Genomic DNA, 18,337 nt, shown 5'->3' on the forward strand with positions numbered 1-18,337 from the left:
GTGCCCAGTGTCAGTCCGGGATGGCACGCTTGTCCTGTGACCGAGATTGACGCAAAGATCGATGCTCTCGTCCCCGCCTGGCTTCACCTGCCCGATATCGCCGAAATGCTCGATGTCGAGGTGACGCGCGTGCGGCAGTTGGTCAAGGAAGGCCAGCTCATCGCCGTGCGCCGGGGTGAGAACAGGACGCTCCAGGTGCCCGCGGCCTTCCTTGACGGCAACAAGGTCGTCAAGGGCCTCGCCGGGACCCTGACGCTCCTGAGGGACGACCACTTCACCGACGAAGAGATGCTCGAGTGGCTCTTCACCTCCGACCCGAGCCTGCCCGGCACCCCCGCGCAGGCGCTCAGCGAGAATCGCGGTACGGAGGTGAAGCGCCGGGCTCAGGCGCTCGCCGTCTGACGGCCTGACCGTCCGTGGACGGGCGGCGCCGTCGCCCGTCCACGGAGGTCCGACGCGGATCCAGGAAGCAGTTACACGACGCGGAACCAACGGGGGGACCTACCCATGCCCACGCCCCACGAGGCACTGTCCGACGCCCGGCTCTACCTGTGCGTGGACGCCCGCAGGCGGCAGGGGGACCTCCCCGAGTTCCTCCACGCCGTACTGGCGTCCGGCGTGGACATCGTGCAACTCCGCGACAAGGGCATGGAGGCGGGCGAGGAGCTGGACCACCTCCGGGTCTTCGCCGACGCCTGCCGCCGCCACGGCCGGCTGCTCGCCGTGAACGACCGCGCCGACGTGGCGCACGCCATCGGCTCCGACGTCCTCCACCTCGGCCAGGGCGACCTGCCCGTCCCGGCGGCCCGGGCCATCCTCGGCACCACCCCGCTGATCGGCCGCTCCACCCACGCCCCGGCCGAGGTGGACGCGGCGGTCGCCGAACCCGGCGTGGACTACTTCTGTACGGGCCCCTGCTGGCCCACCCCCACCAAGCCGGGCCGCCACGCCCCGGGGCTCGACCTCGTGCGGTACGCGGCGGCGAGCGGCACGGACCGCCCGTGGTTCGCGATCGGCGGCATCGACGCGGGCAACCTGGACCAGGTGCTGGACGCCGGGGCCCGCGGGGTCGTCGTCGTACGGGCGATCACGGAGGCCGACGACCCGGCCGAGGCGACGGCGGCCCTGGCCGCGCGGATACGGGAACGCGCCTCTTGACCGGAGCGTGACTTGCCCCGGAAGGGGTCCGAGGGCGGACACCTTCCCGGCAATACCGTTAAAAGCCCCACGTCCGGTTGGGTGGCCGCCACGCCCTCGATAACCTGCACGTATGGCCCTTGGCACAGCTTCGACCCGATCGGATCACGCGCATACGGTGCGTGACCTGCTCGCGACCGGAAAAACCTCGTACTCCTTCGAGTTCTGGGCGCCCAAGACCGAGAAGGGCGAGCGGAACCTCTGGAACGCGCTGCGCAGAGTCGAGGCGGTCGCCCCGAGCTTCGTCTCGGTGACCTACGGAGCGGGCGGCTCCACCCGGGACGGCACGGTCAGGGCCACGAAGCGGATCGCCGCCGACACCACCCTCACCCCCGTCGCGCACCTCACGGCCGTCGACCAGTCCGTGGCCGAGCTGCGCAACATGGTCGGGCAGTACGCCGACGCCGGGATCCGCAACATCCTCGCCGTACGGGGCGACCCGCCCGGCGACCCGATGGGCGAGTGGACCGAGCACCCCCAGGGCGTGCGGTACGCCGCCGACCTGGTCAGGCTCATCAAGGAGTCCGGGGACTTCTGCGTCGGTGTGGCCGCCTTCCCCGAGATGCATCCGCGCTCGGCCGACTGGGACACCGACATCCGGCACTTCGTCGCCAAGTGCCGGGCCGGCGCCGACTACGCGATCACCCAGATGTTCTTCGACCCCGAGGGCTATCTGCGGCTCCGTGACCGGGTCGCCGCCGCGGGTTGCGCGACCCCGATCATTCCCGAGATCATGCCGGTCACCAGTGTGAAGATGCTGGAGCGATTGCCCCAGCTCTCCACCGCGGTCTTCCCGGCGGAGCTGAAAGAGCGGATCCTCTCCGTCAAGGACGATCCGGTCGCTGTACGCTCCATTGGCATCGAGTTCGCGACGGAGTTCTGCGCCGGACTCCTGTCCGAAGGCGTACCTGGCCTTCACTTCATCACCCTCAACAATTCCACGGCGACGCTCGAAATCTACGAGAATCTCGGACTGCACGAGCAGTCGTGACTAGGGGCGGGCATGGGCTTGGCGGTCCTCTACATCGCATTCGGCATCGTTGCCCTCTGGCTGCTGGCCGAGGTGCTGCTTCAGTACAAGGCGCGGCTGCGCTGGCGGATACTCGCCTTCACCGGGTTCATGGGCGTGGTGCTCGGTGTGCTGATCGCGTCCGTCCCCGTCATCGCGCTCGGCACGATCGCCTTCGCGGTGGGCCAGACGTATGTGACGCTCTCCTACCGCAGCGGCTTCTCGACGGGGTGGGCCATCGGCGGCAGGCCGGGGGCCAGCCGCCGCCGCAAGGCCGTCGGCGAGCAGGCCGCCGACCGCGAACCCGCCCTTGAGGTCTCGGACCTGGAGTACGAGCAGGTGGCCCCGGCAGCCCCGGCGGCCGGTCCCGCGTCGGTGTACGCCACGGAGCCCCTGCCCGACGACACCGGGCAGTACGGCGTGTACGACGACGCGGTCCAGGACCCGCGCACCGCCTCGCGGACCGACGCGTCCTCGGACGGGGCCGACCCGGGCGGATACGGCGGCGGTTACGACGCCTACCCCGGCTACGGGACGCAGCCGGCCGGCCAGGACGTCTACGCGGCACACGACGCCTACGCCCCGCACGACACGTACGCGGCCCAGGACCAGTACGCCGGGCAGGGCGGCTACACGGCTCAGGACACCTACGCCGCGAGCCAGGACGCGTACGGCTACGGCTCCGGCGACCAGCAGTACGCCGCCTACTCCGACCCGTACGGCGGGGGCGGCACGGCCAACGGCGGCCAGCAGTACGACGCGTACGACAGCTTCGGCGGCCGGCAGCAGTACACGGCGCCGTACGGAGACCACGGCGACCAGCAGGGTTACGGCAACGACACCCCGCCCGGCGGGGTATGGGTCCCGCAGCAGCGCGAGCGCCAGGACGACCCGTTCCCCCCGGCACCGGGCGAGAAGCCCCAGCAGGGGTACGACGCGGGCTCCGGCTCCGGCTACAACGACCAGTACCGCTACTGAGGCCCGTACCCCGGGCGACCGCCCGCCCGCGTCACGCCCGCACGACGCCCGCGTACGTCATACCCGCGTACGCCACGCTCACTGCGAGCCCCGGAACTCCGCGCCCTCGACGATCAGTCCGGCGACCAGCGCCCCCGACATGCCCGCGTGCGCGAGCCCGCCACCGGGGTGCGCCCAGCCGCCCGCGCGGTAGAGCCCCGGCAGCCGCGTGGTGTTCGCCGGGTGCAGCAGCGCCCCCGCCGCCCCGGCCAGCGCCGGCGGCGGGACCGCGCCGCCCTCGGCCCCGGTCAGCGCGGCCGTGTCGGCGGGCGTCCGCACCTCGTGCCACAGCAGCCGCTCCGCCAGCCCGGGCAGGGCGGCCTCCGCCGCCGCCATCAGCACCTCCGCGTACCGCGCGCGCAGCGCCCCGTCGGACCAGTCGACCGGGCCGTGCGGGGCGACCGTCGCGGTGAGCGTCACCGCCTCGTGCCGGTCGTCGGGGCGCGTCGCCGCGTCGTCGGGCCGCAGCACCGTGACCGTCGGCCGCTCCGCGATGCGTCCGCCGAAGACGGCGGCGGCCTCGGCCGCGCCGTCCGGTGCGTGCACCACCGTGCGGTGCGCGGCGTCCCCGTCCCGGCCGCCGCGCAGCGCCAGCAGCACCGTGAACCGCCCGGGCACCGCCGCGCCGCGCCGCTCCCGTACGGCTCCTTCCCCGGGCCCGTCGAGATCCCGCGCGACGAGGCGGCCTGCCGCGACCCCCGCCACCACCGCGTCGGCCACGACGAGGGTGCCGTCCGCCAGTTCCACACCAGTCGCCGCGCCGTCCTTCTCGACGATCCGCGTCACCTCGGCGCCGAAGACGAACTCCACCTTGCGGGCCAGACACCGCTCGTACACCGCACGGGCCAACTCCCGCATGCCGCCCCGCACATACCAACTGCCGAAGGTCTGCTCCAGATACGGCAGCACCGCGGCGGACGCCGGGGCGTGCCGCGGGTCCAGCCCGTACGACAGGGCGTATCCGTCGAGCAGGGCCGCCAGCCGCGGGTCGCCCAGCTCCCAGGCGCCGATCTCCGCGACCGTGGCGGCCTGCCGGGCGCCGCGCAGCAGCCGGCGCTGCCGCAGCGCCGGATACGGGTCGCGCCCGAGCGCCCGCGGGTCGCTCCACAGCGGCTCCTCCAGCAGCGGCCTGCGCGTGCGGTCCCAGGCGTCCCTGGCGCGGCCGAGGAACTCCGCCCACCGCTCACCGGCGCCCGCGCCGAGCGCCGCGTCCAGTGCGGCGACGGCGCCCGCCCGCGACGCGTTCGGCAGCGTGACGTCCGTACCGTCGGCGAAGACGTGCCGGCTCGCCGGGTCCACCTGGTCGAGCCCCACGCTCCGCTCCAGGGACTCTCTGCCGGTCTTCACGAACAGATCGCGGTAGACCGCGGGAAGGTGCAGCAGCCCGGGGCCGGTGTCGAAGACGAAGCCGTCCCGCTCGAACCGGTCCACCGCCCCGCCGTACGTCCCTGAGCGCTCGTACACCGTCACCCGGTGGCCCGCCACGGCCAGCCGGGCAGCCGCGGCCATGGCGCCCATCCCGGCGCCGACCATCACCATCCGTCCCATGCCCGAGACTCTAGCCAGTGCTGCTGACAGTCCGGCGCCGCGCCCTGCGTCGCAGGAAGCGGCGGATCCTGGTGGCCAGGAAGAACACCGTCGCGACGCCCGCCACCAGCAGGGTCCCCGCGATGACCGCGGCGGCGACCGGATGGAACAGCGCGAAGATGACGATCGCGGCGACGCCCAGGTCCTCCGCCGTACTCACCAGGACGTTGCTCAGCGGTTCGGGGGAGGTGTTGATCGCCATCCGGGTGCCGGCCTTGACGAGATGGCTCACCAGGGCTGTCGAGCCGCCCACGGCGCCCGCCGCGAGCTCCGGCAGCGAGCCGCTCTGTCCGGCGAGCAGCGCGCCGACCACCGCGCCCGCCACCGGTCTGAGGACCGTGTGCACGGAGTCCCACACCGAGTCGACGTACGGGATCTTGTCCGCCACCGCCTCACAGAGGAAGAGCACGCCCACGACGATCAGGACGTCGGTGCGCTGCAGTGACGCGGGCACCTCGTCGGTCAGCCCGGTGGCGCCGAAGAGGCCCAACAGCAGCACCACCGCGTAGGCGTTGATGCCGCTGGCCCAGCCGCTCGTGAAGATCAGGGGAAGTACGGACACGGACGCGATCGTAGCCGTGCGGCCGGGAGTGGGGACGCGTACGGAGACCTGAGTACACGTACCTAGTAGGAGAGATGAGTAGGGACGCGGATGGGCCGCGACCTGCGCGAACGGAAGAGTGGAGCCCACGGAAGGGGCGCGGTACCGGTACCGCCGGCACGGGGCGGCGGAACGGGTGCGGCTCCCTGGACGTGACGGGGGTGCGGAACGGAGGGCCCGGCGACCACGGGGGATCCACAGAGGATCGGTGGAGGGCGGGCCCTCCGGCACCACGGGGGAACGGGGTGGGTACCAAGGGGAAGGGAAGGCCAAGAGGGAAGGCTGGGGGAGAACGGGGGAAAGCAAGGGGGATACGGGGGGAACGCAGGGGGGACGGGGGAACAGGGGGACAAGGGGGGATACGGGGGAACGCGTCGGTCCGGTGCGGCTCATGGGGGATGAGCCGCACCGGACCGACGCATTTCCGTATGCGGGAGCCCCTTGTCCCGCGTCGCCCCTTGTCCAGCCCTGCCGGGCCCCGTCTCAGTGCCCGGCGACGCGTCCGTGCAGCAGTCGCGAGAGCGCCACGTGCACCTCGTCGAGCGAACGCTCAGGCTGGAACGCCTTCCAGTCCAGCGCCGCCACGAGCACCATCCCCACCAGCGCCGCCGCCGTCAGCGGCACATCGATCTCGTCGCTCAGCTCACCGGCCTCGACGGCCCGCACCAGGACCGCCTCCACCACCGCGACCGCCTGCTGACGTACCACCAGCAGCGTCGACTGTCAGGCCCGGTTGGTCCGCCACAGCTCCGCCACGTAGAGCTGCGTGAAGGCCGGATAGCGGTCGATGAAGACCAGACCCGCCCGGATCATCGCGTCCAGCGACTCGACCGGGCCGCCGCCGCGCGCCGCCGTACGGTCGGCCGCGTCCTTCAGGGACACGGTGAGCAGCCCGACGCCGTGCCGCAGCAACTCCTCGAACAGCTCCGTCTTGCTCTTGAAGTTGTAGTAGACGGTGCCCTTGGCCACCCCGGCGCGCTCGGCGATCTCGTCCACCGTCGTCGCCGAGAAGCCCTGCTCCGCGATAAGGGTCACGGCGGCCTCGTAGAGCTTCTGCCGAGTGGCCCGGCGGCGGGTGCTGGTGCTGTCCATGGCGACGATTGTCACAGGTGCTCCCCGGCCACCGCGGCGCGTCCGCGCGTTTCCGCCATTCGGGGCGAAGTCGCAGGTCAGGCCGATTGTCAGTGGTACCCGTCACGATGGACACATACGGCCACGAAGCCGTCACACGACGACAGGAGGTTCGTCATGGCCAGTTCCTACGCACGTGCCGCACACCGGCGCCGTACCGACGGCCCTGCACCCTCACTGACCGGACCACCGAGCGACGTCCACCCCGTCCAGCGCCGGGCCACCGCACCGCCCGCCGCCCTCGATCTGCTCGCGCAGGCGCGCGGCGGACTGGACGAGGCCGCCACCCTGGACACTCCGAACGAGCGCTACGCCACGGCCCACCTCGCCGCCCTGCGCACCGCCGCCGCGGTCCTCGCGGCCCGTGGCCGCCCCGAGACCACCCCGCGGCGCCGGCAGCGGATCAGGAGCGTCTGGGAGGTCCTTCCCGAGATCGCGCCCGAGCTGTCCGAGTGGGGCGGACTCTTCGCCGCGGGAGCCACCCGCAGGGCCCGCGCCGAGGCCGGCATACAGGGCGCGGCCAATGGCCGCGACGCCGACGACCTGCTCAGGGCCGCCGGGATGTTCCTGCGCCTGGTGGAGCGCCTGCTCGTGCTCGATCCGGTGCTGCCCCAGCCCCGCGGGGAACAGCCACGGCCGGGCGATGCCGCTGGATGACCAGGCAGGACGGCCGAGGCAATAGGGTGGGCGCAGTCTGTCCTGTTCCACGCCCCGCCGCCAGGGGCGGCACCGCGCCGAGGAGTCAACTGCCGTGTCGGATCCTTCCCCTGTCATCGGTGGGGAGACGCCATCGCGCCCCCGCGGCTCCCTCCGTACCGCCGTGGTCTGGGAAGTCCTCAAGGACGCCCTCGACCGCCGGGCCGAGGCGGCGGGCACGGACGCCCTGGACGTCCTCGACACCGGAGGGGGAACGGGTAACTTCGCGGTGCCCGTCGCCCGTCTGGGGCATCGGGTGACCGTGGTCGACCCCAGCCCGAACGCGCTCTTCGCCCTGGAGCGCAGGGCGGCGGAGGCCGGGGTCGCCGAGCGTGTCCACGGGGTGCAGGGGGACATCCACGGCCTCTTCGACGTGGTCGGACGCGGCGGCTTCGACGCGGTGCTGTGCCACGGCGTCCTGGAGTACGTGGACGATCCCGCCGAAGGCGTACGGAACGCGGTCGACGCCCTGCGCCCCGAGGGCGAGCTGAGCCTGCTCGCCGCGGGGCTGGGCGGCGCCGTGCTGGCCAGGGCGCTCGCCGGGCACTTCGCGGAGGCCCGGCAGGCGCTCACCGACCCGGCGGGCCGCTGGGGCGAGGCCGATCCGGTGCCCCGGCGGTTCACCGCCGAGCTGCTCACGGAGCTGGTCGCCGGGGCCGGTCTGCGGATCGGCGCCGTCCACGGCGTCCGGGTCTTCGCCGATCTGGTGCCCGGAGGCCTCGTGGACACCCAGCCGGGGGCCCTGGACGCCCTGCTGAAGCTGGAGGCGGCAGCCGCCGAGCTGCCCGCGTTCCACTCCGTGGCCAGCCAGCTCCACGTTCTGGGCGAGAAAAGGAGCTGACCGCCAACGGTCGGGGAACCCCCGGTGAACCGTCCGGAACGCCCCGTACATGGCTGATCAGCGACGCAGCTCCGCATGGAGTGCGCCACAGGCCCCCCAGTGGGGCTCCGGGCGCCGTATGATCGGGGTACACCATCCGGCATGACGGATCGATGGTTGGGGAATCAACGCCTCAGCGACCGAGCCGACATGGCGGCCCGGAATGGCGATTTGGCGTTGAGGGCGGGTTTCACGGGGGCGATTCCCTGCCTATCCTTGAAGGAGCCGCATACCGGTCGCCCCCCGCGACCGACGACTAGGAGGACTCCGTGCCGCTCTCGGAGCACGAGCAGCGAATGCTCGAGCAAATGGAGCGAGCGCTGTACGCCGAAGATCCCAAGTTCGCGACAGCGCTTGAGGGAAGCGGGCTGCGTACGTACACCCGGCGACGGGTCTACCAGGCAGTCGCAGGCTTCCTGGTGGGTATCGCGCTCCTCATGGCCGGAATGGTCGCCCAGCAGATCTGGATCAGCGTGGTGGGGTTCCTCGTCATGCTGGGCTGTGCGGTCCTGGCGGTCACCGGCTGGCGCAAAGCGCCCAAACCAGGTGAGCAGCAGCAGGCGGCGGGCGGCGCACCCGCCGACCGGCGCCAACCGAGACAGCGCCGCTCCATGATGAATCGGATCGAGCAGCGGTGGCAGCGCCGCCGCGACGAACAGGGGCAGTAGCACCAGCCCTGTCGCAGAGCTTCACCGAGCGACAGCAGGCCGGGACAGTAAGGCTGAGGGGCGGACGCTTCAAGCGTCCGCCCCTCAGCCTTGTCCGTCTTCTCCGTCCCGGCTCGACCTGGCCCGTCTCAGCCGCGCTGTCGCGACGGCCGCAGGCGCGTCGTGGCCGTGGCCATCCGGCGGGTGAGTTCCAGGCGCCGGTCCGTCCACCGTGTGGCGAGCGCACGCCACTGCTCCGCCGCGTACCAGATCACCCGAACGGACGAGCGAGGCGCGAGCAGTGCGCGCAGCCGCGTCCACCGGTCGGCCGAGGCGCTCAGGCCCTGCCGGATCAGTCGGGCGTCCTCGGCGAGCCCCACGCCGGGCCGTGGCACCGGCGCGTACAGCACCTGCTCCACGGATCCGGCCATCCGGTGCACGGCCTCGGCCGCCTCGCCGTCCAGCCCACCCAGCCGGACGATCCGCCCGGCCATCTTCCTGGGGGTCTGCGACTCGTCCGGTGGTATGCCGTGGTCCCACGCCGTATCGGTGACTTCACGCCAGGCCGCGAGCGTCCTGTCCGTGGCGTCCGCCGGCGACCGCCCGCCGGAGCCGAACCGCCGCGCCCTGACCCGTGTCCGCCACAGCAGGGGCAGCAGCGGCAGCAGCAGCACCGCCAGCGAGCCCGCCACCACGGCGAGCACCGTTCCGGTCGGGGTGCCCTGGTCCGTCGGCGGCAGGACGCCCGCGTCCGCCGTCGGGTCGCACTCGCCCTGCCGCCGGGCCTGCGCCGGGCAGCTCTCCGAGGCCGACGGCTCCGTGGACGGCGCGGCCGAGGTGTCGGTGGATTCGCTCGCCGAGTCGCTCGGGGTGTCGGTCGGGACCTCGGGACGGGTGTAGTCGGGGGTGCTGCCCCGGCTCGGCGTCGGCTCGAAGCGGGTCCAGCCGACCCCCTCGAAGTACAGCTCGGGCCAGGCGTGCGCGTCCCGCAGGCCGACCGACATCGAGCCGTCCGGCTGCGCGGTGCCCGGGGTGAAGCCCACCGCGACCCGCGCCGGGATGCCCAGCGTGCGGGCCATCGCCGCCATCGAGAAGGAGAAGTGGACGCAGAAACCTTCCTTGTTCCGCAGGAAGCGGGTGATCGCCGCGACGCCGGTGCCCGAGTCGACGGCCGTGTTGTACGAGAAGCCGCCGTCCAGCGCGAACCAGTCCTGGAGCTTGACGGCCTTCTCGTAGTCGTTCGTCGCCCCCGCCGTGACCTCCCGCGCCGTCGACCTGACGACCTCCGGCAGCACCGAGGGCACCCGCGTGTACTCACGGCGCAGCGCCGACGGGGCCTCGGGCGCCTCGGCGAGCTGCTGCCTGCTCGGGGTCACCTGGAGGCTGGTGACCTCGTACCGCGCGCCCCGCGTCGACTGGCCCCGGTCGCCCACCAGCGTCCGGCCCGTGGGCTCGAAGCGCCAGCGCCCGTCGATCTTCACCTTGGAGGCCGGGTAGGGCATCGGCAGATAGTTCTGCCGGTACCACCCGGCCGCCGAGATGGTGGTCCTGATCTCCGTGGTCTCGACCTCGCTCCGCAGCCCGGGCGCGGAGGGCAGGGTGTCCGGCACGTCCTCCACACCGCGCTGCGAGAACCGCCAGGACGTGCCGTCGAACCTGTCCAGCGCCATGATCCGCAGATACAGATCCTGGGTGTCCTTCGCGTTCGTCCGGTAGCGCAGCGCCTCGCGGTCCTCGGGCTGGTTCAGATTGTCCTGGAGCGACACCAGCGGGTTGACCGCGGAGATCGTGCCCCCGCCGCCCACCCCCGAGCCGTTCCCTGCGCCCGCGCCGGCCAGCAGCCCGCCGTCCAGGGCGGGCAGGGCCGCCGGGACCGCGAGCGCGACGCCCAGCGCCACCACACCGATCCTGCGGCCCGTACGGACCGGGGCCCGCCCGGTCGGGTCGAAGGCCGACGCGAACCGGCCGGCCGGGCGCGGCGCGCCCCCGAAGACCCTGCCCCACTGGGAGAGCCGGTCCCGGCCCTCGGCCAGGAGCAGCAGCAGATACCCGGTGGCGGCCAGCAGGAACCACAGCCACCCCCCGGCCCCTCCGGAGAGCCCCGCGGCGACCGAGTAGAGCGCGAGCAGCGGCAGCCCCGCCGGGGCGGCGCTGCGGAAGGTCACCGCGATCGCGTCCACCGCCAGCCCGATCACCAGCACGCCGCCGATCAGCATCAGCCGGATGCCCTCGGTCGCCGGGGCCGGTATCGCGTACCGCCCGACGTCGTCGCCGCCGGAGGTCAGCAGTCGGCCGAACTCCCGGACGGAGTCGGGCGTCGGCACGAAGCCGAACAGGGCCTGCTCCTTGGTGAAGACCAGGGTGAGCAGCAGCAGGACCGTGACCGTCTGGAACACGACGGTCAGCGCCCGCGCCAGCGGAACCCGCCGGGCCAGCGCCCCCACCCCGCTCACGACGCCCACCATGAACGCGCACTGCACCAGCCAGGTGGGCGACTCGACCAGCGGGGTCAGCGCGCCCGCCGCCATCAGCGTGGCGGCGAAGGCGCACAGCGCCAGTCTTCCGTGAGCGCTCATGACCATCCTCCGGAGAAGCCTGTCGTACCGCCCGCGACGGCCGATTCCGAGTGCTGGTGGCCGGCCTGCCGCCACAGGTCGGCCAGCGCCGCGCCGGAGGGCACGGCCAGGGCCGTCCACCCCGTCTCGCGCAGTTGCCGCAGCCGCTTCTCGGCCTCGGCGCCGTCCCTCGGACCCTGCGTCCAGCCGGAGGAGTCGAGGACGAAGGCGACGGCCGCGCCGCTGCGCTGCCGCATCCGGGCGGCCACCGCGGTCTGCTCCTCGTCCAGATCGCCGAAGAACGCCACCAGCAGCCCTTCGGTGGAGCCGCGCAGCACGTCGTACGAGCCGGAGAGGCCCGCCCCGTCGGAGTGGTCGACGACCGCGAGCATGTCCATCATCAGCCCGGCCGAGTCCGCGGAGTCCTGGGTGGCGCCCGCGAAGCCCTCCGCGCCCTGGCCGGGCACCGAACCGCCGGTGTCCGTCAGCAGCCGTACCGCGAAGCCGCGTTCCAGCATGTGCACCAGCGCGGAGGCCGCCCCGGACACCGCCCACTCGAAGGCCGAGTCGGGCCCTGAACCCTGGTAGGCGATCCGCCGGGTGTCCAGCAGGACCGTGCAGCGCGCCCGCTGCGGCTGCTCCTCGCGGCGCACCATCAGCTCGCCGTAGCGGGCGGTGGAGCGCCAGTGCACCCGGCGCAGGTCGTCGCCGTGCCGGTATCCCCGCGGGATCACGTCGTCGTCACCGGCCAGTGCCAGCGAGCGCTGGCGCCCGTCGCCGTGGCCCGCGGCCTCGCCCGCGAGCCGTACCGGCGGCAGCGGTTCGGTGCGCGGGATGACCGTCAGGATGTCGAACGCGCTGAACGAACGGGTCAGCTCGCACATCCCGAACGGGTCGCTCAGCCGGAGCTGGAGCGGTCCGAGCGGGTAACGTCCGCGCAGATCGGAGCGGACCCGGTAGGACACCTCACGGCGGCCCTCCGGCTCCACCCGGTCCAGCACGAAGCGGGGGCGCGGCCCGAGCACGTACGGCACATGGTCCTGGAGCATCAGCAGCCCGGTGGGCAGCCGTGTGACGTTGTCCATCCGCAGATGCACCCGCGCCTCGGCCCCCGCCGGGACCCGTGAGGGCGCCAGCCGCCTGCTGCCCGCCACCCGGTAGCGCGTGCGGTACAGGACCGCCACGCAGATCAGCGGCAGCACGGCGAGCAGCAGTCCCACCCGCAGCAGATCCGACTGGCCGAGGACGTAGGCGCACACGGCGGCGGCGATACCGGCGGCGAGGAACGACCGGCCGCGGGTGGTCAGTCCGGACAGGGCGGCCCGCACCCCGCCCTTCTCCTCGCCGTCCCCGGCGGCCGGCCCCCCGGACGCCATCACAGCCGCCGGGCGCCGGACTGCTGGCCGAGGAGCGCCCCGCCGGGCCCCGCGGGTCCGCCGACCACCGGGCGGCCCGCGGCGGTCCGTCCGCCGTCCGCCGTGGGCACCGGGGTCCGCTGGAGGATGTCCTGGACGACCTGCTCCGCCGTACGCCGGTTCAACTGGGCCTGGGCCGTGGGCAGCAGCCGGTGCGCCAGCACCGCCGACGCCAGCGACTGCACGTCGTCCGGGAGCGCGTACTCCCGCCCGGCGAGCGCCGCCGCGGCCTTCGCCGCGCGCAGCAGGTGGAGCGTGGCGCGCGGCGAGGCGCCGAGTCTGAGATCCGGATGGTTACGGGTCGCCCCGACCAGCTCGACCGCGTAACGCCGCACGGACTCGGCGACATGGACCGAGCGTACGGCGTCGATCAGTTTGACGATGTCGTGCGCGTGCGCCACCGGCTGGAGGTCGTCGAGCGGGGAGACCCCGCCGTGCACGTCCAGCATCTGCAACTCGGCCTCCGCGCTCGGGTAGCCGATCGACACCCGGGCCATGAAGCGGTCGCGCTGCGCCTCGGGCAGGGGGTACGTGCCCTCCATCTCGACCGGGTTCTGGGTGGCCACCACCATGAACGGGCTGGGCAGTTCGTAGGTCTGCCCGTCGATGGTGACCTGACGCTCCTCCATCGACTCCAGCAGCGCCGACTGGGTCTTGGGCGAGGCGCGGTTGATCTCGTCGCCGATCACGATCTGCGCGAAGATCGCCCCCGGTTTGAACTCGAAGTCCCGCCGCTGCTGGTCGTAGATCGACACCCCGGTGATGTCGGAAGGCAGCAGGTCGGGCGTGAACTGGATACGCCGCACCGAACAGTCGATGGAGCGCGCGAGCGCTTTGGCCAGCATGGTCTTGCCCACGCCGGGAACATCCTCGATCAGAAGATGGCCCTCGGCGAGGAGCACGGTCAGCGAAAGCCGTACGACCTCAGGCTTGCCCTCGATCACACCCTCCACCGATGCGCGCACACGCTCCGCTGTGGTGGTCAGATCTGTGAGGCTCGCTCGATCGTCATAGGTCGTCACCCGGCCCTCCTCGGCCCTTTCAACGGGCCGATGCTCATCAGACGGCCCGGCCCTCCCCGAAACACGGACACCGTCTCCGGAAGGTTCCGGAGCGGTGTCCCACACGCATTCTCGTCGCCGTTACCGCTTCGTGTCATCCGCCTGTGGATAAGTCGGTGGGTCCCTGTCTGCTTTGCTGCCTTTCGGGGCCGGTCAACGCCCCCGTTCCATACGTACGGGCAGGGCGGTCCTGCTCAGCCCGCGGGATCGATTTCCCGCAGCAGTCCGGTCTTCACGTCGAAGACGAAGCCGCGTACGTCGTCGGTGTGCGGAAGGAACGGCGAGGTTCGTATGCGCTGCATCGACTGCCGCACGTCCTGATCGACGTCACGGAACGCCTCGACGGCCCACGCGGGCCGCTGGCCGACCTCCATCTCCAGCTCGTGCCGGAATTCCTCGGTGAGGCTCTCCAGACCGCAGCCGGTGTGGTGGATCAGGACGACACTGCGTGTCCCCAGCGCCCGCTGGCTGATGGTGAGCGAGCGGATCACGTCGTCGGTGACGACACCCCCCGCGTTACGGATGGTGTGACAGTCGCCGAGCGAGAGACCCAGCGCGTCGTGCAGGTCGAGCCGGGCGTCCATGCAGGCGACCACGGCGACCTGGAGCACGGGCCTGGCGTCCATGCCCGGATCGCTGAATCCGGACGCGTACGCGCTGTTCGCGTCGATGAGGCGGTCGGTGACGGTACCGCCGGTGCGGGCCGCACCGGCGGGGGCCCCTGAGGGCTCTGCGGGGAGATGTGCGGAAGTCGGCATACCTGTGACGTTAGTCGTCACCGGTGGGGGAAGCCCGCTGTGGGAGGGGACAAAGAACGCCATCGCGGCTTGGTGTGAGCTAACCCACAAGGTCGAGTACCCTGCGGCCGAACGGGTGAAGAACGGCGTTCGCGGACCGACAGCTCGAACACCCCGCGACGCGCTGACCGGCCGGGTGGCCCGGAACCACCGGGAAGCGTGGACTAAAGTGGCGCGAAGTTCACGGACACATCCTGAACACGTGCCAGAACGCATCCCCGAATTTTCCCGCATAACGCGGCGTACGTGCGGCTCGGCCCCTTCCCGCTCGGTGGTACGTACGACCGTCCGTACTTGAGAGGGCGCATGAACCAGGTCCGGCATGTACCGGTGATGCTCCAGCGGTGCCTCGACCTGCTGGCCCCCGCCCTCGCCGAGCCCGGCGCCGTCGTCGTCGACTGCACCCTCGGCCTCGGCGGACACAGCGAGGCGCTGCTCGCCTCCTTCCCCGCCGCACGGCTCGTCGCGCTCGACCGCGACCAGGAGGCGCTGCGGCTCTCCGGCGAACGCCTCGCCCCCTACGGGGACCGGGCCACGCTCGTGCACGCCGTCTACGACGAACTGCCCGACGTCCTCGACCACCTGGGCATCCGCCGCGTCCAGGGCGTCCTCTTCGATCTCGGCGTCTCCTCGATGCAGCTCGACGAGGCCGACCGCGGCTTCGCGTACGCCCAGGACTCGCCGCTCGACATGCGGATGGACCAGACGACCGGCGTCAGCGCCGCGGAGGTCCTCAACACCTACCCGCCCGGCGAACTGGTGCGCATCCTGCGCGCGTACGGCGAGGAGAAGCAGGCCAAGCGCATCGTGTCCGCGGTCGTCAAGGAGCGCGACAAGGAGCCCTTCAGCCACAGCGCCCGGCTCGTCGAGCTGATCCGTGACTCCCTCCCGCAGGCCGCCAAGCGCACCGGCGGCAACCCCGCCAAGCGCACCTTCCAGGCCCTGCGCATCGAGGTCAACGGCGAACTCGCCGTCCTGGAACAGGCGGTCCCCGCCGCCGTACGCAGTCTCGCCGTCGGCGGCCGGATCGCCGTCCTCTCGTACCACTCGCTGGAAGACCGCCTGGTCAAGCAGGTCTTCGCGGCCGGGGCCGCCAACACCGCGCCGCCCGGCCTGCCCGTCGTCCCCGAGCGCTACCAGCCCCGGCTGAAGCTGCTCACCCGCGGCGCGGAACTCCCCACCGAGGAAGAGGTCGCGGAGAACCGCCGCGCGGCCCCCGCCCGGCTGCGGGGGGCGCAGCGGATCCGGGAGGACGTCCAGTGATGAAGGGGCCGGCCAAGCAACTGAAGGGGCGGGCCGCACGCCTCGCCGAGGTGCTGCCCGCCGGGAACAGCTCGGCGGCCCGCACCCCCTTCGTCCTGCTGGTCGTGCTGCTCCTCGGCGGCGGCCTGATCGCCCTGCTGCTGCTGAACTCCGCCCTCAGCGAAGGGTCGTTCAGACTGACCGACCTGAAGAAGCGCACCACCGACCTCACCGACGAACAGCAGGCGCTGCAACGGGACGTGGACGACCTCTCCGCCCCGTACGCGCTGGAGCGGCGCGCCCGCGAGCTGGGCATGGTCCCCGGCGGCAGCCCGGCCTTCCTCAATCCGGACGGTACGGTACGCGGCCTCCCCGGCGCGGCCGGGGACGGGCCGTCGGCCCAGCCCTCCGCCCAGCTCTCCGTACGGCCCGCCCCCCGGCCCTCCGTCATGGAGGAGAGCTCGCCGTCCCCCGCACCGGCATCCGGTACGCCGGCCCCGACGACCTCCGGCAGGTGACGCAGTGCCCCCCAAGGAACCACCGCGCCGCCGGGTGCCGAACCCCGCGCGCTCCGGCAGCGGCGGGCGCCCCCGTACCCCGCCCCGCCCCGCCGCCCGCCCGGCGCCGCGCCGGCCCCGTAACGGCTCCCGCGCCCCGCGCCGGATCCAGCTCGGCAGCCCCCGCCCCCGGCTCCGGCTGGTCGGTCTCGGCCTGACGCTGGTCATGCTGGTGTTCGTCGTGCGGCTGCTCCAGGTGCAGGCCGTCGACGCCAGCGCGTACGCGGCCAAGGCGGAGAAGAGCCGCTACCTCAGCCACACCATCGCCGCCGAGCGCGGCCAGATCACCGACCGGTCCGGTGTCGCGCTCGCCACCAGCGACGACGCGTACGACATCACCGCCGACCCGTCGATGTTCACCCCCGACTTCAGCAAGATCCGCGACGCCCCCGAACAGGCCGCGGCCCTGCTCGCGCCGATCCTCGGCGCCGACACCGGCGAACTCGCCAAGAAGCTCAAGACCCCCAAGTCCCGCTACGCGGTGCTGGCCCGCCGCCAGACCCCGCAGGTCTGGAACCAGATCAAGGACCTCAAGCGGGTGCTCGCCGAGAAGGCGAGCAAGGAGAAGTCAGCCGACGGCGCCGTCAGCGTGCTGGCGGGCGTCTTCCAGGAGACCAGCAGCAAGCGGGTCTACCCCAACGGCGACCTCGCCGCCGGGATACTCGGATACGTCAACGCCGCGGGGCGTGGCGGAGGCGGCATCGAGTCCATGCTCGACAAGGAACTCGCGGGCGAGGACGGCAAGGTCACCTACGCCCAGTCCGGCGGACGCCGGGTCCCCACCGCGAGCTCCCGCGAGACCCCCGCCGTACCCGGCTCGGACATCGAGCTGACCATCGACCGGGACATCCAGTGGGCGGCCCAGCAGGCCATCGCCGACCAGGTGAAGCAGTCCAAGGCCGACCGCGGCTACGTGGTGGTCCAGAACACCAGGACCGGCGAGGTCCTCGCCATGGCCAACGCCCCCGGCTTCGACCCCAACGACCTCGCCCAGGCCAACTCCGCCTCCATGGGCAACGCGGCGCTCCAGGACGCGTACGAGCCCGGCTCCACCGCCAAGGTCATGTCCATGGCCGCCGTCCTGGAGGAGGAGGCGGCCACCCCCGGCACCCATGTCGTGGTCCCCAACCGGCTGCACCGCGGCGACCGGCTCTTCAAGGACGACATCGACCACCCCACCTGGTACCTGACGCTCAACGGCGTCCTCGCCAAGTCCAGCAACATCGGCACCATCCTGGCCACCGGGCAACTCGGCAAGACCCAGCCCGAGGCCAACAAGGTGCTCCACTCCTACCTCGACAAGTTCGGCATCGGACAGCCCACCGGCCTCGGCTACCCGGGCGAGACCCGCGGCATCCTCGCCCCGCCGAAGGACTGGTCCACCTCGCAGCAGTACACGATCCCCTTCGGCCAGGGGCTCTCCCTCAACGCCATGCAGGCCGCCTCGGTCTACTCGACCATCGCCAACGGCGGCGTACGGATCGAACCCACCCTGATCCGCGGCACCAACGGCCCCGACGACCGCTTCACCGCGGCGCCCGCCCCCAAGAAGACGCGGGTCGTCAGCGAGAAGACCGCCAAGACGGTGGCCACCATGATGGAGTCGGTCGTCGCCGACGTGGAGGGCACCGGCACCAAGGCACAGATCCCCGGCTACCGCATCGCGGGCAAGACCGGTACGGCCAACCGGGTCGACCCGAAGCTCGGCGTCTACAAGGGCTACACCGCCTCCTTCGCCGGATTCGCGCCCGCCGACGACCCGCAGATCACCGTCTACTGCGCCATCCAGAACCCCACGAGCGGCAGTTATTTCGGCGGACAGATCTGCGGACCCATCTACAAGAAGGTCATGGAGTTCGCTCTCAAGACACTGCGGGTCGAACCGACCGGCAGCAAACCCGCCCGGCTGCCGGTCAGCTTCAAACCCGGCGAGTGACCCCAGGGA

At 72.3% G+C, this 18,337-nt stretch carries 16 protein-coding genes and 1 pseudogene; 10 read left to right on the top strand and 7 right to left on the bottom strand.

Annotation, left to right across the window (positions count from 1 at the left end; all coding sequences use genetic code 11):
• Positions 1-36: 36 nt before the first annotated feature.
• The 4 genes from ACIBJC_RS24405 to ACIBJC_RS24420 all read left to right on the top strand — a co-directional run bounded on the left by ACIBJC_RS24405 (position 37) and on the right by ACIBJC_RS24420 (position 3,184).
• Entirely contained in the window at positions 37-402 is a 366-nt protein-coding gene (locus ACIBJC_RS24405; protein ID WP_399295811.1) for an Rv2175c family DNA-binding protein, read from the top strand.
• Positions 403-507: 105 nt separating this feature from the next.
• A complete protein-coding gene (thiE, locus tag ACIBJC_RS24410) occupies positions 508-1,158 on the top strand; it encodes a thiamine phosphate synthase (RefSeq protein WP_399295813.1) in 651 nt (216 codons plus the stop codon).
• 112 nt (positions 1,159-1,270) lie between these two features.
• A complete protein-coding gene (gene metF, locus ACIBJC_RS24415) occupies positions 1,271-2,188 on the top strand; it encodes a methylenetetrahydrofolate reductase [NAD(P)H] (RefSeq protein ID WP_329826014.1) in 918 nt (305 codons plus the stop codon).
• A 12-nt stretch (positions 2,189-2,200) separates the two neighbouring features.
• Positions 2,201-3,184, top strand: coding sequence for a hypothetical protein (locus ACIBJC_RS24420; RefSeq protein WP_399295816.1), 984 nt, complete (start codon positions 2,201-2,203; stop codon positions 3,182-3,184).
• Between the two features lie 78 nt (positions 3,185-3,262).
• Here ACIBJC_RS24420 and ACIBJC_RS24425 read toward each other — a convergent pair whose 3' ends face one another.
• The 3 genes and pseudogenes from ACIBJC_RS24425 to ACIBJC_RS24435 all read right to left on the bottom strand — a co-directional run bounded on the left by ACIBJC_RS24425 (position 3,263) and on the right by ACIBJC_RS24435 (position 6,503).
• The gene (locus tag ACIBJC_RS24425; protein ID WP_399296052.1) at positions 3,263-4,756 is read right to left on the bottom strand and encodes a phytoene desaturase family protein; all 1,494 of its coding nucleotides are present in this window, start codon (positions 4,754-4,756) and stop codon (positions 3,263-3,265) included.
• 25 nt (positions 4,757-4,781) lie between these two features.
• A complete protein-coding gene (locus ACIBJC_RS24430) occupies positions 4,782-5,372 on the bottom strand; it encodes a DUF4126 domain-containing protein (protein ID WP_399295818.1) in 591 nt (196 codons plus the stop codon).
• A 522-nt stretch (positions 5,373-5,894) separates the two neighbouring features.
• Positions 5,895-6,503, bottom strand: a pseudogene (locus ACIBJC_RS24435) (TetR/AcrR family transcriptional regulator).
• 156 nt (positions 6,504-6,659) lie between these two features.
• Between ACIBJC_RS24435 and ACIBJC_RS24440 the strand changes: the two are divergent.
• The 3 genes from ACIBJC_RS24440 (at position 6,660) to ACIBJC_RS24450 (ending at position 8,786) form a co-directional block, all read left to right on the top strand.
• A complete protein-coding gene (locus ACIBJC_RS24440) occupies positions 6,660-7,199 on the top strand; it encodes an SAV_6107 family HEPN domain-containing protein (protein ID WP_399295820.1) in 540 nt (179 codons plus the stop codon).
• A 94-nt stretch (positions 7,200-7,293) separates the two neighbouring features.
• Positions 7,294-8,079 carry a methyltransferase gene (locus ACIBJC_RS24445; protein WP_399295822.1) on the top strand — a complete coding sequence of 262 codons (786 nt, stop codon included), beginning with the start codon at positions 7,294-7,296 and terminating at the stop codon, positions 8,077-8,079.
• Between the two features lie 308 nt (positions 8,080-8,387).
• On the top strand, positions 8,388-8,786 hold the full coding sequence (locus ACIBJC_RS24450; RefSeq protein WP_329826021.1) for a DUF3040 domain-containing protein: 399 nt from the start codon (positions 8,388-8,390) through the stop codon (positions 8,784-8,786).
• A gap of 128 nt (positions 8,787-8,914) precedes the next feature.
• On the opposite strand, the gene ACIBJC_RS24455 is transcribed toward ACIBJC_RS24450, so the two are convergent.
• From ACIBJC_RS24455 to ACIBJC_RS24470, 4 genes are all read right to left on the bottom strand, one after another.
• Complete coding sequence (locus tag ACIBJC_RS24455; RefSeq protein ID WP_399295825.1) at positions 8,915-11,341, bottom strand: DUF3488 and DUF4129 domain-containing transglutaminase family protein; 2,427 nt, start codon at positions 11,339-11,341, stop codon at positions 8,915-8,917.
• The gene (locus ACIBJC_RS24460; protein WP_399295827.1) at positions 11,338-12,696 is read right to left on the bottom strand and encodes a DUF58 domain-containing protein; all 1,359 of its coding nucleotides are present in this window, start codon (positions 12,694-12,696) and stop codon (positions 11,338-11,340) included. The genes ACIBJC_RS24455 and ACIBJC_RS24460 overlap by 4 nt, the downstream gene beginning before the upstream one ends.
• Entirely contained in the window at positions 12,696-13,757 is a 1,062-nt protein-coding gene (locus ACIBJC_RS24465; protein ID WP_399295829.1) for an AAA family ATPase, read from the bottom strand. The genes ACIBJC_RS24460 and ACIBJC_RS24465 overlap by 1 nt, the downstream gene beginning before the upstream one ends.
• A 233-nt stretch (positions 13,758-13,990) precedes the next feature.
• Positions 13,991-14,617: a beta-class carbonic anhydrase gene (locus tag ACIBJC_RS24470; RefSeq protein WP_399295831.1), complete on the bottom strand. Its 627-nt coding sequence runs from the start codon at positions 14,615-14,617 to the stop codon at positions 13,991-13,993.
• 282 nt (positions 14,618-14,899) lie between these two features.
• On the opposite strand from ACIBJC_RS24470, the gene rsmH reads away from it, so the two are divergent.
• The 3 genes from rsmH to ACIBJC_RS24485 are packed head-to-tail and all read left to right on the top strand — an operon-like array spanning position 14,900 to position 18,328.
• Positions 14,900-15,856: a 16S rRNA (cytosine(1402)-N(4))-methyltransferase RsmH gene (gene rsmH / locus ACIBJC_RS24475; protein ID WP_399295833.1), complete on the top strand. Its 957-nt coding sequence runs from the start codon at positions 14,900-14,902 to the stop codon at positions 15,854-15,856.
• Positions 15,856-16,353: a cell division protein FtsL gene (locus ACIBJC_RS24480; RefSeq protein WP_399295835.1), complete on the top strand. Its 498-nt coding sequence runs from the start codon at positions 15,856-15,858 to the stop codon at positions 16,351-16,353. The genes rsmH and ACIBJC_RS24480 overlap by 1 nt, the downstream gene beginning before the upstream one ends.
• Positions 16,354-16,357: 4 nt before the next feature.
• Positions 16,358-18,328: a peptidoglycan D,D-transpeptidase FtsI family protein gene (locus ACIBJC_RS24485; protein WP_399295837.1), complete on the top strand. Its 1,971-nt coding sequence runs from the start codon at positions 16,358-16,360 to the stop codon at positions 18,326-18,328.
• The last annotated feature ends 9 nt before the right edge of the window (positions 18,329-18,337 follow it).

The organism is Streptomyces sp. NPDC050509 (assembly GCF_044457965.1).
Classification (GTDB): domain Bacteria; phylum Actinomycetota; class Actinomycetes; order Streptomycetales; family Streptomycetaceae; genus Streptomyces.